Annotated in this window: 16 protein-coding genes; 5 read left to right on the forward strand and 11 right to left on the reverse strand. The window is 61.4% G+C overall.

Annotated elements, in window-relative coordinates; genetic code table 11:
• Window positions 1–242: 242 nt before the first annotated feature.
• Window positions 243–866: a transcriptional repressor LexA gene (lexA, locus tag G5367_RS19645; protein ID WP_005339540.1), complete on the reverse strand. Its 624-nt coding sequence runs from the start codon at window positions 864–866 to the stop codon at window positions 243–245.
• Between the two features lie 204 nt (window positions 867–1,070).
• Between lexA and plsB the strand changes: the two genes are divergently transcribed.
• A complete protein-coding gene (gene plsB, locus G5367_RS19650; RefSeq protein WP_421245068.1) occupies window positions 1,071–3,494 on the forward strand; it encodes a glycerol-3-phosphate 1-O-acyltransferase PlsB in 2,424 nt (807 codons plus the stop codon).
• Window positions 3,495–3,563: 69 nt separating this feature from the next.
• Here the strand turns inward: plsB and ubiA are convergent, their stop codons facing one another.
• On the reverse strand, window positions 3,564–4,433 hold the full coding sequence (ubiA, locus tag G5367_RS19655; RefSeq protein WP_005339536.1) for a 4-hydroxybenzoate octaprenyltransferase: 870 nt from the start codon (window positions 4,431–4,433) through the stop codon (window positions 3,564–3,566).
• Complete coding sequence (locus G5367_RS19660) at window positions 4,430–4,966, reverse strand: chorismate--pyruvate lyase family protein (RefSeq protein ID WP_421245067.1); 537 nt, start codon at window positions 4,964–4,966, stop codon at window positions 4,430–4,432. The genes ubiA and G5367_RS19660 overlap by 4 nt, the downstream gene beginning before the upstream one ends.
• Before the next feature lie 145 nt (window positions 4,967–5,111).
• Between G5367_RS19660 and G5367_RS19665 the strand changes: the two genes are divergently transcribed.
• Together G5367_RS19665 and G5367_RS19670 are read left to right on the forward strand one after the other, a co-directional pair.
• Window positions 5,112–5,546 (forward strand): flagellar basal body-associated FliL family protein, encoded by a 435-nt coding sequence (locus G5367_RS19665; RefSeq protein WP_421245066.1) that lies wholly within the window; start codon window positions 5,112–5,114, stop codon window positions 5,544–5,546.
• Between the two features lie 112 nt (window positions 5,547–5,658).
• Window positions 5,659–5,823 carry a hypothetical protein gene (locus G5367_RS19670; protein WP_421245065.1) on the forward strand — a complete coding sequence of 55 codons (165 nt, stop codon included), beginning with the start codon at window positions 5,659–5,661 and terminating at the stop codon, window positions 5,821–5,823.
• Between the two features lie 20 nt (window positions 5,824–5,843).
• On the opposite strand, the gene G5367_RS19675 is transcribed toward G5367_RS19670, so the two are convergent.
• The 5 genes from G5367_RS19675 to waaF all read right to left on the reverse strand — a co-directional run bounded on the left by G5367_RS19675 (window position 5,844) and on the right by waaF (window position 9,899).
• Window positions 5,844–6,176: a DUF2799 domain-containing protein gene (locus G5367_RS19675; RefSeq protein WP_042061170.1), complete on the reverse strand. Its 333-nt coding sequence runs from the start codon at window positions 6,174–6,176 to the stop codon at window positions 5,844–5,846.
• 136 nt (window positions 6,177–6,312) lie between these two features.
• Complete coding sequence (locus G5367_RS19680) at window positions 6,313–6,450, reverse strand: hypothetical protein (protein WP_216952376.1); 138 nt, start codon at window positions 6,448–6,450, stop codon at window positions 6,313–6,315.
• Between the two features lie 74 nt (window positions 6,451–6,524).
• The gene (locus G5367_RS19685; RefSeq protein WP_421245064.1) at window positions 6,525–7,505 is read right to left on the reverse strand and encodes an MDR family oxidoreductase; all 981 of its coding nucleotides are present in this window, start codon (window positions 7,503–7,505) and stop codon (window positions 6,525–6,527) included.
• A gap of 92 nt (window positions 7,506–7,597) precedes the next feature.
• Window positions 7,598–8,863, reverse strand: coding sequence for a lipid IV(A) 3-deoxy-D-manno-octulosonic acid transferase (gene waaA, locus G5367_RS19690; protein WP_421245063.1), 1,266 nt, complete (start codon window positions 8,861–8,863; stop codon window positions 7,598–7,600).
• 1 nt (window position 8,864) lies between these two features.
• Complete coding sequence (waaF, locus tag G5367_RS19695) at window positions 8,865–9,899, reverse strand: lipopolysaccharide heptosyltransferase II (RefSeq protein WP_216976535.1); 1,035 nt, start codon at window positions 9,897–9,899, stop codon at window positions 8,865–8,867.
• Window positions 9,900–10,175: 276 nt separating this feature from the next.
• Between waaF and G5367_RS19700 the strand changes: the two genes are divergently transcribed.
• Complete coding sequence (locus G5367_RS19700; RefSeq protein ID WP_421245062.1) at window positions 10,176–10,952, forward strand: glycosyltransferase family 2 protein; 777 nt, start codon at window positions 10,176–10,178, stop codon at window positions 10,950–10,952.
• Between the two features lie 51 nt (window positions 10,953–11,003).
• Here the strand turns inward: G5367_RS19700 and G5367_RS19705 are convergent, their stop codons facing one another.
• Entirely contained in the window at window positions 11,004–12,041 is a 1,038-nt protein-coding gene (locus tag G5367_RS19705; protein ID WP_421245061.1) for a glycosyltransferase family 9 protein, read from the reverse strand.
• Between the two features lie 134 nt (window positions 12,042–12,175).
• Here G5367_RS19705 and coaD point away from each other — a divergent pair, with 134 nt between their 5' ends.
• Window positions 12,176–12,661: a pantetheine-phosphate adenylyltransferase gene (gene coaD / locus G5367_RS19710; protein WP_111901322.1), complete on the forward strand. Its 486-nt coding sequence runs from the start codon at window positions 12,176–12,178 to the stop codon at window positions 12,659–12,661.
• Window positions 12,662–12,751: 90 nt separating this feature from the next.
• On the opposite strand, the gene G5367_RS19715 is transcribed toward coaD, so the two are convergent.
• Together G5367_RS19715 and mutM are read right to left on the reverse strand one after the other, a co-directional pair.
• Window positions 12,752–13,687: a VirK/YbjX family protein gene (locus G5367_RS19715; RefSeq protein WP_421245060.1), complete on the reverse strand. Its 936-nt coding sequence runs from the start codon at window positions 13,685–13,687 to the stop codon at window positions 12,752–12,754.
• A gap of 114 nt (window positions 13,688–13,801) precedes the next feature.
• Entirely contained in the window at window positions 13,802–14,614 is an 813-nt protein-coding gene (mutM, locus tag G5367_RS19720) for a bifunctional DNA-formamidopyrimidine glycosylase/DNA-(apurinic or apyrimidinic site) lyase (protein ID WP_216979846.1), read from the reverse strand.
• Window positions 14,615–14,621 lie beyond the last annotated feature (7 nt).

A 14,621-nucleotide genomic window follows, 5' to 3' on the forward strand; every position in this document is an offset into this window, starting at 1 on the left:
TATTCTCGTTGTTACCGGCCCTCCCGTCCCGGCGCATTGTGATGGTCAGAGGGAGGTGCCAAGCCTTGTCTCGGCGACAGGGCACTGATCTGAGCATATATCTGAAATGGATGATTGGTAGAAGGTCGCGCAGGACAAAAATACCGCCGCCGATGATCTGTTTGATATGACAGGGAAAGTGCGCCAGAAACAGCACGACCTCCCGAAGGAGGCCGTGTGGCAAACGCAGTTGGCGGGGATGATTACATCCAGTCGGCGTTGCGGATCACCCCGACCGCCAGCCCTTCGATGGTGAGCTGCTGGCAGGAGAGGTCCACCTCGATGGGGGAGAGCTCTTCATTTTCCGGAAGCAGCCATACCTGACTGCCCTTGCGCTGGAAGCGCTTGACGGTGACATCCTCATCGAGACGGGCAACTACCACCTGACCGTTGCGCACCTCCTGGGTCTTGTGCACCGCCAGCAGATCGCCATCCAGAATGCCGATGTTCTTCATGCTCATCCCCTGCACCCGCAGCAGAAAATCAGCGCGCGGGTGGAACAGGGCGGGATCCACCTGATAGTGGCTCTCGATATGCTCCTGAGCCAGGATGGGTTCACCGGCAGCCACCTTGCCGATGAGCGGCAGGCCGCTCTCTTCCAGCACCTCTTCCTCTTCGAGCAACAGGCGAATGCCGCGGGACGTGCCCGGCATGATCTCGATGACCCCTTTTTTGGCCAGGGCCTTCAGATGTTCTTCGGCCGCATTGGCCGACTTGAAACCAAGCTTCTGGGCAATCTCGGCACGAGTCGGCGGCATACCGGTCTCGCTCATGTTCACCTTGATCAGCTCCAGCACTTCGGCCTGGCGGGGGGTAAGGGGTTTCATAGAATTGGCACCTGTCTTTTTATACAGCACACTGGCAGTATATACAGTGCAGTGGCCAAGGCAAGGCGCAGCTGACATTTGTCGCGACCAACCCCTCATTTACTACTGTTTTGATCCTGCGCAGCCGACTCATCGTACCTCTCGGCGACAAGGGGCTGTCGATTTGCTATGCTCACGCCGCATTTTTTTGGAGAGCAGACGCACATGTCCCTAGGACAGAAGATTTCCAGAGCCATCTTGCAATGGCCGGTCAGCGGCTTGGTCAATCACAAGAGCCTGCCGGAAAATCCCATCACAGAACTCAATCTGGATCCGGCCAGACCCATCGTCTATGCCCTGAAAACCAGTTCGATCACCGACCTGATGACCCTGCAGCAGTGCTGCGAGGATCTCGGTCTGCCCGGCCCCTTCACGCCGCTGGAGCTCAACGGCCAGCTGCTGCCGCGCTATGTCTGTCTGGATCGTCCGCCTCCCCTGTTTGGCAAACGCAGCAAACCGCTCCCCTTCCTGCAGGAGTTCCACCAGCTGCTGGATCTGCACAAGCAGGATCCCGAGCTGGATATCCAGGTGGTGCCCGTCACCCTGTTCTGGGGCCGCGCTCCGGGTCGGGAAGGGGAAGAAGCCTCCGGCCTCAACATCATCAGCAGCCTGGCGCCGAACCGGCTGAAGAAGGCACTTATCGTGATCCTCAAGGGTCGCGAAAATCTGGTGCGCTTCTCGCCGCCGCTCTCCCTGCGCTACATGGCCGACAAGCACGGCACCGACGAGGCCATCGCCCACAAGCTGGCACGAGTGGCCCGTACCCACTTCAGCCGCCAGCAGCTGGCCGCCACTGGCCCGAAACTGCCGAACCGCAACCTGCTGTTCAAGCAGTTGCTCGATTCCGCGGTGATCCAGCAGGCGATTGAAGAGGAGGCCCAGCGCGAGGGGATCAGCCTCGAGAAGGCGCAAAAGCGCGCCCATGGCTACATGGACGAGATCGCCTCCAACTTCTCTTACCGGCTGATCCGCCTAGGCGAGAGCTTCCTCGGCTGGCTGTGGAACAAACTCTACCGCGGTTTGTCGGTCAATGGCGCCGAGAAGGTGCGCCAGTTGGCGCAGGAAGGGCACGAGATCGTCTACGTTCCCTGCCACCGCAGCCACATGGACTACCTGCTGCTCTCCTACGTCATCTACCACCAGGGGATGGTGCCGCCCCACATCGCGGCAGGCATCAACCTCAACTTCTGGCCGGCGGGCCCCATCTTCCGCCACGGCGGCGCCTTCTTCATTCGCCGCACCTTCAAGGGCAACCCGCTCTACAGCACGGTATTTCGTGAATACCTCAACCTGCTGTTTGCCAAGGGATACTCGGTGGAGTTCTTCACCGAGGGTGGCCGCTCCCGTACCGGCCGTCTGCTGCCGCCCAAGACCGGCATGCTGGCGATGACCCTGCAAGCGATGATGCGCGGACTGGACAGGCCAGTCACTCTGGTGCCCGTCTATCTCGGTTACGAGCACGTGATGGAGGTGAACACCTACCACAACGAGCTCAAGGGGAGCCGCAAGGAGAAGGAGAGCTTCCTGCAGGTGCTCGGCATCCTGCGCAAGCTGCGCAACTACGGCCGTGGTTTCGTCAACTTCGGCGAACCGCTGACCCTCAACAGCTACCTGAGCGAACATATCCCCGACTGGAAAAAGCACATCGGGGAAGAGGAGCGTCCGGAGTGGATGGCAGGCACTGTCAACAATCTGGCCGAACTGCTGATGACCCGCATCAACGGCGCGGCCGCGGTCAACGGCCTGACCCTGAGTGCGCTGGCGCTGCTGGCCGCCGAACGCCACGCCCTGACCCGCGACGAGTTGCAGGCCCAGCTCAACACCTATCTGGATCTGCTCAAGGCGGTGCCCTACAGCCCGCAGAGCACCATGCCGGATGAGGATGCCAAGACCCTGCTGGATCAGGCGATGGAGCTCAACAAGTTCGAGGTGAGCGAGGACAAGCTGGGGCAGATCATCAGTCTCGACCGCTATCAGGCGATCCTGCTGACCTACTACCGCAACAACATCCTCCACCTGTTCGCCATGCCCTCTCTGGTGGCGGCGTTGATCGAACGGTGCGAGGGGATCTCCCGCAGCGAGATCATGGCCCGCTGCATTGACATCTACCCGCTGCTCAAGACCGAGCTGTTCCTGCGTTATGAAGAGGAGGAGCTGCCGGCGCTGGTCGACAGCCTGCTCGACGCGCTGCAGACCCAGCAACTGATCGAAACCCGCGATAACGGCTACTGGGTCAATCCGGCCAACCAGATGCGCCTGCTGCTATTGGCGGAGAGCATTCAGGAGACCCTGCAACGCTACGCCATCGTGCTGACCCGGGTACTGGCCCAGCCTCATATCGAGGCGGAACAACTGGAAGCGGACGGCCTGATGATGGCAGAGCGCCTCGGCACCCTGCACGGCATCAACGCCCCCGAGTTCTTCGACCAGAAGCTGTTCAGCACCCTGATCCACACCTTGCGCAAGGAGGGTTACCTCTCTCCCGAGTGCAAGCCGGATCTCGGCCGCTTCCAGGCGCTGGCCGACAACATAGTGCCGCTGCTGAGCAACAAGATCCGCCGCACCATTCAGGCAGGCAATCAGCTCTAATCAGCAACGCAAACAAAGAAGGCCGCATCATGCGGCCTTCTTTTTTATCGGAGTCTGCGCGGGAACATGTCACGCCAGCAGGTAATCGAGCACCAGACCGGCAAACACCAGCGCCCCCACATAGTTGTTGTTGAGAAACGCCTGGAAGCAGGCTTCCCGCTGCCGCTCGCGAATAAGCCGCTGCTGATAGACAAACAGCACCGCCGCTCCCAGCAATCCCCAGTAATACCAGCCCCCCAGCGTCATCAGCTGCCCGACCGCCAGCAACAGCAGCAGCGTCGAGAGTTGCAGTGCGCCGATGATCCGTTTGTCGTAACGACCAAACAGGATGGCGCTGGATTTGAGGCCGATCTTGAGGTCGTCATCCCGATCCACCATGGCGTACTGGGTGTCGTAAGCCACGGTCCAGAGCAGATTGGCAAAGAAGAGCAGCCAGGCCACCAGCGGCAGGGCATCCGCCTGCGCCGCATAGGCCATCGGGATCGACCAGGAGAAGGCCATCCCGAGCACCAGCTGGGGGTTCGAGATAAAGCGCTTCATGAAGGGGTAACTCACCGCCAGCAGCAGGGCGACAAACGACAGGCCGATGGTGAGCGGATTCATGGTCAGCACCAGACCAAACGAAATAAGCGCCAGCACGAAGAAGAGCGCCAACACCTCCCACGGCTTGACTCTACCCGTGGGCAAGGGGCGACCAGCGGTGCGTTTGACGTGGCCATCGAAGTTGCGATCCGCATAATCGTTGATCACGCACCCTGCCGAGCGCATCAGAAAGACGCCGACCACAAACACGGTCAGCACCCAGAGATTGGGCAGGCCACCAGCGGCCAGCCAGAGCGCCCACAGGGTTGGCCACAGCAGCAGCAGAGTACCTATGGGTTTGTCGACACGGGCCAACTGCATGTAGGCAAGTCCCCGCTCCTTGGTTAACAGATTCACTCCAGCTCCTTGTCACAGACGAGAGAAGGCAGAAACAGCTCGTGCACCAGCAGTGGCCACTGCCCCAGAAACAGACGGGAACGGCGCCCCCAGACAGTGGCGGCCGGGCAACGGGGATTGGCGGCAATATCGAAACGGGCCAGCTGCAGATGATCGCGGCGGGCAGGCTCATGGCCAAATACCCGTTCACCCAGCGGCTGCTCGCCAAGCTCGGCAATGCCGCTCCCTTGCAGCGCGTCATCGGCAAACAGGGTCCAGCCCAGCACGGCGGGCCCACGATCCCCATGCAGGATCACCTCGCGGCAGGTACCGACCGGCGATGCCGAATCCACCAGCCACTGCTCATCGGCAGTAAGGGCGACCGGGTGATTGCCCAGCCACTCCACCGAAAAGTGGCGATTGTGCAGACGCAGACGCAGGGTCATGGAGCCGGGCTCCAGCAGCCAGGGGCGCAAGCTGGCGGGCAATTCACAACATTCGGGGGCCAGCCACCCGCTTAATGGCGTGAGAGGAACAGTCAACTCGGACTTCACAGCTTCACCATCCAGAGATTTCCGTGTTCAGGTTAAAATCCGGTTTATTATCCGTAAATCAATAGCGAAATGTAAGAACATCCGTGCTTGACGGCCCCGATGGCAACATCAAAAATGGGTTATCTCTTGCTGATGAGCCATCTATATGAAGATCTTCAAAATTCTGCTGGTGTTGTTACTGAGCTGTGGTGCGCTGCATGTACAAGCCTCATCCGAAGAAGAGCCACCCGCAGAGGGCGCAGAGGGCGCAGCCAAACCCGGTTTCTCCTATCATGCGCTCGACCCCGACATCATCACCAACTACCTGAGCAATGGCAAAACCCTCGGTTATGTCCGGGTTACGGTGGAGCTGATGGCCGAGAACGAGGCCGACCTCAAGCTGTTGGAGCAGCATGACCCGCTCATCCGCGATACCATCATTCGCTTGATGGGCAGCAAGAGTGCCGAGCAGATAAAATCCCTGGTCAGCCGCGAAGAGCTGCGCAAGGAGTGCGAGACCAAGGTCAACGAACTGCTGGTCCGAGAGACTGGCAAGAAAGCAGTACGCGAACTCATCTTCACCAAGTTCCTTTACCAGTAATCCCTCCCGAAACAATCGCTTATTGGCATATCAACCAATAAGCGAGTTTTGCCGGTTCACTCGAAATGAAAATCGATTACAATACGGCCGTCGAGTCGTAGAGGTAGTCGTTATGGGCAGCAAAACCCTGTGTGAATGGCGCCGTCACGAGATCCCAGCCGATCTCAAGGCGTTGCGAAAGATAGTCCGCAAACCCAAGTTTGTCTGCGGAAAGTGCGCCCGCAGTGCCAATGACAAGGGTTATCTCTGCCAACCGCTGCGCTTGAAAGAGGAGTAACGCCCCTCCCTGTCAGGGCGTTATTGATCAGTCCACCCCTGACGCCCCTGCTCGAACAATCTGCGCGCCTGGATATCATTCGGGCAGACTCCGCGATACTCCTCGCCTGAGCGGCCGGCCAGATAGAGATGCTCGGGGCGGCAATACCATGCCAACCCCTTCTGGCGTCCCTGCTCCCACAGTTCGGTGTCCACCTTTTTGCCGCACTGGCCCTGATGGAACTCGACCCGCTCGGCGGTGAAGCCCAGCTTGCCATCTGCCTCCCCCACCTCACTCCACACCTTCTCGCAGGGATCATCGTTGGAGACACAGCCACCCAGCAGGGCAGCCAACAATATGATGGTGAGTCGCATAGTCATCCTTGAGCGTCGTTTGGGCAGTTCATTCTACCCAGCAGCCTGCCCCTGACCAAGGGCGAACACTCAACCGTGTGAGCGCGGCAAAAAATCAGGCGGGCACAATGCCCGCCTGTTCATTCAATGCTATGGATCACGGGTTGTTGAAGGGGTCATCGAAGGGATCATCGTCCTGCCAGCCTTCTTCTTCCCACTGATCCAGCTCTTCCTCCCAGGAATCCGGCTCCCAATCATCATCAGAGGAGTCGTAATCCGGCTTGTGTCCACCCATCTTCACTCTCCTTGGATAGTTCACCCGCACTCCAATTTTATCCGGAATTGTCGGGCTCGCCAGTCAGAGGGAGTTCAAAGTTTGACCAAGGTGCGGCCGGCGATCTGGCCTTGCGTGATGGCCTCGGCAGCCTCCACTACCTGCTCCAGCCCAATCTCGGTAACCGCCTGTGCGAAGAAGCTGGCAGGCAGATCCCGTGCCAGTCGCTGCCACGCCAGTTGACGACGTTCAAACGGGCACATCACCGAATCGACCCCCTGCAACCGTACGTTGCGCAGGATGAAGGGCATCACACTGGTCGGCAGATCAAAACCGCCCGCCAACCCACAGGCCGCCACGGCGCCGCCATAGTTCATCTGGGCCAACAGCTTGGCCAGCACCTGACTGCCAACGGTATCGATGGCAGCGGCCCACAGCTGCTTCTCCAGCGGCTTGGCGGGCACAAGCAGTTCGCTGCGCGGCACGATGCGGCTGGCACCCAGCGCAGTCAGCATGGCTCCCTGCTCTTCGGGACGACCAGTCAGCGCCGCCACCTGATAACCAAGGGCAGCCAGCAGGGCAACCGAGGTGGAGCCCACGCCGCCTGCAGCGCCGGTGACCAGCACCTCGCCGCTATCCGGAGTAATACCCGCCTCTTCCAGCGCCAACACGCAGAGCATGGCGGTGAGACCGGCGGTACCGATGCACATGACCTGGCGCTCATCCAGCCCGGCGGGCAACGGCACCAGCCAGTCACCCTTGACCCGAGCCTGTTCGGCCATGCCGCCCCAGTGGCCTTCACCCACACCCCAACCGGTCAGCACCACCTTGTCGCCGGGCTGATAGCGGCTGTCGGCAGATTCCTGCACTGTACCGGCGAAGTCGATGCCGGGCACCAGCGGCCACTGACGTACAATCTTGCCCTTGCCGGTGATGGCCAGCCCGTCCTTGTAGTTGATGGAGCTGTAGGCAACGGCCACCCGAACCTCACCTTCCGGCAACTGGCTCTCGGTCAGTCGGGTCAGGGTTGGAACAGTCTTGCCGTCTTGGTTTTCCAGTAACAGAGCCTTGAACATGGTTGCCTCTTTGATGACGTGTGAAACGGGGATCAGCTGCTTTGGCGCTTTGCAGTTGAAAATCGAGAGCCAGTACGATGCTCATTATGGGTTCAGTCGTTCTCCAGTGCGGTCAGGCAGTGCGAGAGGGTACGCGCCAGCGCCCCCTGATTGCGCAGCACCACGGCGCGGGCCTGCTCCCCCATCTCGCGGCGGGCGCTCTCGTCGGCAAACAGCTGGCTCACCCGCTCGCCCAGCTCGGCGGCATCGGCCACGATGGCGGCGCCCCCCTGAGCCACCAGCTGGCGGGTAATGTCGCTGAAGTTGAAGTAGGCAGGGCCGGTCAGGCAAGGCTTGCCGAGGGCCGCCGGTTCCAGCAGGTTGTGACCGCCGATCTTCACCAGACTGCCGCCGACGAAGGCCACATCGGCCGCCACCAGCATCAGCGGCAGCTCGCCCATGGTATCGCCAAGATAGACCTTCTCCCCGGCACTCACAGCAGCACCACCAGTGCGCCGCACGCAGCCATAAGGGGCGCACAGCTCGGCCACCCGGTCGAACCGCTCGGGGTGGCGCGGCACCAGAATGAGCAGCGCGTCGGGATGGCGTTTGAGCAGCAGATCGAAGGCGGCCAGCACCTGCTCGTCCTCACCCAGATGGGTGCTGGCGGCGATCCAGACCGGCCGCTCCGCCCCCAGCTGCTGGCGCAGGGCACGCCCCTTGGCCTGCACCTCGTCACCAAACTGGATATCAAACTTGATGGAGCCGGTCACCGCCAGCCGCGAACGATCGATGCCGAGGCGGGCGAAGCGGTCGGCGTCATCCTGATGCTGACAGAGCAGATGGGTCAGCGGCCGGCTCAGGGCATCGAAGGCGCCGTGGAAGCGGGCATAGCGCTGGCAGGATCGCTCGGAGAGGCGGGCATTGATGATGGTCACCGGCAGGTGGCGCGCCTCACAGGCGGCCAGCCAGTTCGGCCACAACTCGGTCTCCATCACCCAGAGCGCGCGCGGCTTGAAGGTGTCGAGAAAGGCGGCAATGGCCCAGGGGTAGTCGAGCGGCGCGTAGCGATGGATCACCAGATCCCCCAGCTTGGCAGCCTGATCGGCGCCGGTGCGGGTGGTGGTGGTGAGCAGGATCGGCAGATCGGGCCGCTCCGCCTTGAGGGCACGAATGAGCGGCGTGATGGCCAGCGTCTCTCCCACGCTCACCGCATGGATCCAGAGCGGCGCCTCCTGTCCGGTGGCGGGCAGCCGCCCGAGATGCTCGGCCCAGCGCTTGCCAAAGCCGGGCTTGCCTTTCTTCGGCTTGTAGAGGGCCAGCAGCGCCAGTGGCAATCCCAGATGGATCAGCAGGTTGTAGAGCAGACGGTAGGGCATCTTACTGACTCTGCTCCAGCTTCTTGCAGGCATCGACCACCTGCTCCGGCGCCAGATCGATCAGGCACTTGAGATGGCCGAACTTGCAGGTGCGCTTGAAGCAGGGGCGGCACTCGATGTCGGTGTGAACAATCTCGACCCGATCCGCCAGCGGCGGGGTGTAGAGCGGCGAAGTGGAGCCATAGACGCCCACTAGCGGCCGGTTGAGGGCGGCGGCGATGTGCATCAGACCGGAGTCGTTGGAGATGACCCGGCTGGCCAGCGCCATCAGATCGATCGCCTCGTGCAGGCTGGTCTTGCCCGCCAGCACGTGGCAGTTGGGGCGAGTCAGCAGGTTGACCCGATCCCGGATGGTGTTGGCAACCGGCACATCCTTGTTGGAACCGAAGATCCACACCTGCCACCCTTCGTCCAGATGCTGCTGGGCCACCACGGCGTAGTGCCCCTCCGGCCAGCGCTTGGCCGGGCCAAACTCGGCACCGGGACAGAGCACCAGCACCGGGCGGGCGCGATCCAGCCCCAGCCGCTCCAGCGCCTTGCTCTGGTTGACCAGATCGACGTGCAGAGAGGGATGGGGAATGGTCGGAATATCGGCCCGGCTCTTCATCTGCTCCTTGGGATAGGCGAGCGCCAGATAGCCCTCCACCATCAGCGGGAAAGCGGACTTGTTGCTGCGCATATCGTTGAGCAGGCCGTAGCGGCTCTCGCCCTTCCAGCCGGTACGGACCGGAATGCGGGCAAACCAGGGGATCAGCGCCGACTTCATGGAGTTGGGCTGGACGATGGCCTGATCGTACTTCTCCGCCGCCAGCTGCTTGCCGAGGCGGCGGCGCGCCACCAGTTTGAAGTCACCGTGGCCAAGGGGCATGGTGATCGCCTTGTCCACCTCCGGCATCCGCTCCAGCAGGGCGCAGCACCAGGCGGGGGCCATCACGTGCAGTTCGCACTCCGGATGGTTGGCCTTGATCGCCTTGTAGAGGCTCTGGGACATCACCATATCGCCGACCCAGGAGGGGCCGATCACCAATATTTTCATCACGCGTCTTCTCTCGGGACTGGCCCGGCTGTTAATCATCACTGGGCGAGATTATGCCCCAAGAATGACTGGATAAATAACAGAAGATCCTTGGCAGACGCTGCTGTCACCCCATTTTTCCAGCAGTGGCCCTCTTCCAACCGGACGAGACGAGACAGGCAGACAGCTGGCAGAAACGGGCAATGGCGGCTCTCTCTTTGACCCGTTTTTCCGTTAGAATGGCCCATCAATACGCATTCGACCCGCCAGCCGGGCAATAACCGTGAGCCCACATTCGTGAAAAAACCGACTCTGGCTGCCGTTCTGATCGTCAAGAATGAAGCCGACAACCTGCGCAAGTGCCTCGCCTCCCTCGACGGACTGGTGGACGAGATCGTCATTCTGGACTCCGGCAGTCAGGACAAGACCCCGGCCATTGCCGCCGAGTTTGGCGCCCGCTTCTTCGTCAACGCCAAGTGGCCCGGCTTTGGCAAACAGCGCCGGCTGGCCCAGTCCCACGTGCAATCCGACTGGGTGCTGTGGCTGGATGCCGACGAGCGGCTCACCCCCGAGCTGAAAACCGCCATCACCGAGGTGATGGCCAATCCGGCCAGCGATACCATCTACTCGATCCCGCGCCTCTCCTGGGTGTTTGGCCGCTTTATCCGCCACAGCGGCTGGTATCCGGATCGGGTGCTGCGCCTCTATCCCAAGGCACTCACCAGCTACAACGAGGCGCTGGTGCACGAGAAGGTGGAAGTGCGGGCCAACATGAAGATCGTCAATATTCATGGCGACCTGCTCCACTTCACCTATCGGGATCTGGAGCACTATCTGGTGAAATCCGCCGGTTATGCCCGCGCCTGGGCCGATCAGCGCACCGCCCGCGGCAAGAAGGGCTCCCTCAGTCAGGGGCTGATCCACGCCGTCGGCTGCTTCCTCAAGATGTACCTGCTCAAAGCGGGCTTCCTCGATGGCAAGCAGGGGTTGCTGCTGGCGATCCTCTCCGCCCACTCCACCTTCGTTAAATACGCCGACCTCTGGGTGCGCCAGCAGCCGCAGCAGCCGGAATAACCGTCATACGAAACAGGGCCCCGCGGGGCCCTGTTTGCATTGCTGCATAGGTTACTTGCGCCAGAAAGGCGCCGCCCAGCGGGCCATCACCGGCACCATGGTCTTGGGATCGAGCTGGCTCATATCCTCCGGGTGGTCGCTATCCTCCGGCGGGCTGAAGGCGAGGTGACGCCCTTCGCTGTTGAGGGGCTTCCAGCGCAGCGGAGTAGCGGAGCGGCGCATCGGGAAGAAGCCGATGGTCGGCACATCGAGCGCGCCGGCGATATGGAGCGGGCCGGTACTGCCTGCAACGAACAGGGCGGCGTTAGCCAGCACCTGACAGAACATCGGCAGACCATCGCTGGAGCGGTAGATCCAGCCGTTGCCGCCGTGGGCCAGCAGCTCGGCCGCCAGCTGTTCGGCCATCTTCTCCTCACCCGGGCCTGCGGTCAGCACGCACTGCAGCTCGGGGCAGGCCTGATTGAGCTTGATGATGATGCGGGCATACTGCTCGATGGAGAGGTTGTTGGCCGAACCGCCGCTACCGGCATGCACCATCAGCCAGGGGCGGCTGGCATCGAGCTTGAGCTTGAGTGCCAGCTGCTCGCGCACCTGCTGCAGGCTCGCCTCATCGAAACTGAGGAAGGGAGTCTTGGGCTCCACCACGGCGACCTGATGGTCGGTCAGGAAGCGACGGATCAGCTCCAGATTGTACTCAGACTCCGGCTTCTGGGAGCGGGAGCGGCGTTGCACCAGACGTTGGTTGTAGAGCACCTGCGCCAGCTTGGTCGCCGGGGCCAGCCGGTAAGGGATGTGCGCCTTCCACACCAGCATGGCGTTGCGGGAGTTGGAAAAGAGGCAGATGGACGCGTCGAACGCCGTCGCCTTGATCCGCGCCAGCAGCGCTCGCTGTTGCTCCTTGTCGGCCCGCACGCCCGGATCGATGATCACCTCGTCAATCCAGGGGCAGAGCCGGGCCAGCGGCGCCGTGTAGGCCGGAACCAGGGCAGTCACATGACACTCCATGGAGCCTTTGAGCATGGCGAAGCTAGGCCACGCCAGCATGAAGTCACCAATCTTGTCATTGCGAACGACCAGAATACGTTTCATAAAAAATCCCTTTGCTCCCTGTCACCAATGCAAGGAGGCTTGATGCGCGATGGCGTATTCTTGCCTGATGCACTGCTATTCTCAAGCGACGACCTTATAATGCGACCAAATTTCCAGGTTGCAGGACCGCAAAGATGACTACCAGGGTGATCTATCCCGGGACGTTTGATCCCGTTACCAATGGCCACGCCGATCTCATCGGCCGCGCCGCCAAGCTGTTTGACGAGGTGGTGGTCGGGGTCGCCAACAGCCCGAGCAAACGACCTCTGTTCGATCTGGCAGAACGTGTCCAGCTTGTCCAGCAAGTGACCAGCACGCTTCCCAACGTCAAGGTGGTGGGCTTCTCCGGCCTGCTGGTCGATTTCGCCAAAGAGCATCAAGCCAACGTGCTGATCCGCGGCCTGCGCGCCGTCTCCGACTTCGAGTACGAGTTTCAGCTGGCCAATATGAACCGTCGCCTGATGCCTGAGCTGGAAAGCGTCTTCCTCACCCCGGCCGAGGAGAACTCCTTTATCTCCTCCACTCTGGTGAAAGAGGTGGCGCTGCACGGTGGCGACATCCGCCAGTTTGTCGATCCCGTGGTGGCCCAGGCCATCGCAGCCAAACAGCAACAGCGCTAATTCCTCCCTGATGGCAGAAACAACAAGGGCTACCCGCGGGTAGCCCTTGTTGTTTCTCTCTCGCAATGAAGAGGTCAGCCTGCTTGCCGGTTACTGACGGGCAAACCGCTCATTCATCTCCTTCACCAGCAGATCGAGCCACTCGTAGCGGCGCCGATACATGGCCCGCTTCTTGGCGGCGATCTCCTCCAGCGGCTTGCGCGGCTGGGCTTGCAGGGCGACGAAGTTGGCATCCACATCCCGGGCGTCGAACTCCTGCCACAGCTCGTCATAATCGGCCTGCAAATTGGCTTTCTGCTTGCTGCTGTAGCGCTTGGCCTGAAACACGTGGGCCCGCTTGCGCACCGCCAGCACCTCCGCCGCCCCCATGGCCTGCGCCAGTTGCAGCACCAGTTGCACCAGCAGGGATTTGGGCCGCAGGCCGTGTCCCTCTTTGGTCAGCTCACGCACCCGATCCTGGGCATTGTCGACCGCAGGCTCCGGCCCTTGCATGGAGCCGATCATCAGCATCAGACGTTCCGCACTGCCCGCCAGCGAGAACGCACAGCTGTAAAGGCGTTGCCCCTCATTGTTGACGATGGAGAGTGCCAGCTCGGCCTCGCGGCGAAAAGTGCCATCATGGCGCAGCAGAATGCGACAGCCGCTCTGGGGATAGTGCCCCAGCGAGATCCCCTCACCCAGATAGAGCCGCTCGATCAGTTGCGGGTAGCACTCCAGCAGCAACCGGTAGTGGTTTTCCAGCATCTCGACCCGCTGGCGGGCACTGGCGCTAGCGAAGCGATAGGGACGCATCGGCTTGTCGAGCAGCTCGGGATAAATGGCCGGCAGCGCTTTGAGCGACTCGCACCGGAACAGATTGAAGACCCGGCTTAGCGACTTGCGATAGAGCAGACTGCGAAGCACGAACTTGCCGCGATTGAAGGTTTGGCGCTCGCACCCCTCGGGGTAGAGGAAGCGGGCCATTTTCTTGGCGCAATAGCGCTCTTGCTGGGATAGATATTCCCAGTCTATTGATTTTAAAGTCATTTCTAGTTCTCAAACCGCCTGAACGGCCGCAGATACTAGTGATGACTGCGCAAATATTCAACAGCCTGGAAATATGCTGTTACAACTTCCCCCGGATCGGGGAAAAAAGTACGCTCAGCGCTGGCAATGAGTGCAAAAAACCGTGGTGCGCTGCCCCATTCTGATCTCGGTCAGCAGGGTGTGACAGTGGAAACAGGGCTGCCCGCCACGGCCATAGACCTGCAACTGCTGCACGAAATAGCCCGGCTTGCCATCGGCGCTGGTGAAGTCCTTGAGGGTGGTGCCGCCCTGACGAATCGCCTCGGCCAGTACCCGCTTTATCTCTGCCACCAGGGTTCCCAGCCGTTTGGCACTGATAGTACCCGCCGCCCGCTTGGGGTGAATGCCGGCGGCATAGAGCGCCTCGTTGGCGTAGATGTTGCCCACCCCGACCACCACCTGATTGTCCATCAGGAACTGCTTGATTGCAGTACTGCGCCCCTTGGCGCGCCCCTGCAGGTAATCGGCATTGAAGGCATCGGTGAGCGGCTCTGGCCCCAGCTTGGCGAGCAGCGCGTGGGCTTCGGCCGGTTCACGGGTCCACAACAGGGCACCGAAGCGGCGCGGATCGTTGAGCCGCAGCAGCTTGCCATTCTCCAGCTCGATATCCACGTGGTCGTGCTTCTCGGCTGGCGTGCCGATATCCAGTACCCGCAGGCTGCCGGACATCCCCAGATGGAGGATGGCGGTGCCGAAATCGGTCTCCAGCAGCAGGTATTTGGCACGGCGGCGCACCCGATGGATGGTGAGGTCCACCAGCTCCTGAATCTCACCGGGGATCGGCCAGCGCAGGCGGCCATCCCGCACCACCACGCGCGTCACCTTGATACCGGTGAGCCAGGGAGAGATCCCCTGACGGCTGACTTCAACTTCTGGCAATTCAGGCATGGGCACC

This window comes from Aeromonas sp. 604282 (assembly GCF_049170575.1).
Taxonomy (GTDB): Bacteria; Pseudomonadota; Gammaproteobacteria; order Enterobacterales; family Aeromonadaceae; genus Aeromonas; species Aeromonas veronii_A.

Coding starts and splice junctions, on each gene's coding strand:
- lexA (WP_005339540.1), bottom strand. CDS start 866: ATGAAACCCCTTACCCCCCGCCAGGCCGAAGTGCTGGAGCTGATCAAG.
- plsB (WP_421245068.1), top strand. CDS start 1,071: ATGTCCCTAGGACAGAAGATTTCCAGAGCCATCTTGCAATGGCCGGTC.
- G5367_RS19665 (WP_421245066.1), top strand. CDS start 5,112: ATGAAGATCTTCAAAATTCTGCTGGTGTTGTTACTGAGCTGTGGTGCG.
- G5367_RS19670 (WP_421245065.1), top strand. CDS start 5,659: ATGGGCAGCAAAACCCTGTGTGAATGGCGCCGTCACGAGATCCCAGCC.
- G5367_RS19675 (WP_042061170.1), bottom strand. CDS start 6,176: ATGCGACTCACCATCATATTGTTGGCTGCCCTGCTGGGTGGCTGTGTC.
- G5367_RS19680 (WP_216952376.1), bottom strand. CDS start 6,450: ATGGGTGGACACAAGCCGGATTACGACTCCTCTGATGATGATTGGGAG.
- G5367_RS19685 (WP_421245064.1), bottom strand. CDS start 7,505: ATGTTCAAGGCTCTGTTACTGGAAAACCAAGACGGCAAGACTGTTCCA.
- waaA (WP_421245063.1), bottom strand. CDS start 8,863: ATGCCCTACCGTCTGCTCTACAACCTGCTGATCCATCTGGGATTGCCA.
- waaF (WP_216976535.1), bottom strand. CDS start 9,899: ATGAAAATATTGGTGATCGGCCCCTCCTGGGTCGGCGATATGGTGATG.
- G5367_RS19705 (WP_421245061.1), bottom strand. CDS start 12,041: ATGAAACGTATTCTGGTCGTTCGCAATGACAAGATTGGTGACTTCATG.
- coaD (WP_111901322.1), top strand. CDS start 12,176: ATGACTACCAGGGTGATCTATCCCGGGACGTTTGATCCCGTTACCAAT.
- G5367_RS19715 (WP_421245060.1), bottom strand. CDS start 13,687: ATGACTTTAAAATCAATAGACTGGGAATATCTATCCCAGCAAGAGCGC.
- mutM (WP_216979846.1), bottom strand. CDS start 14,614: ATGCCTGAATTGCCAGAAGTTGAAGTCAGCCGTCAGGGGATCTCTCCC.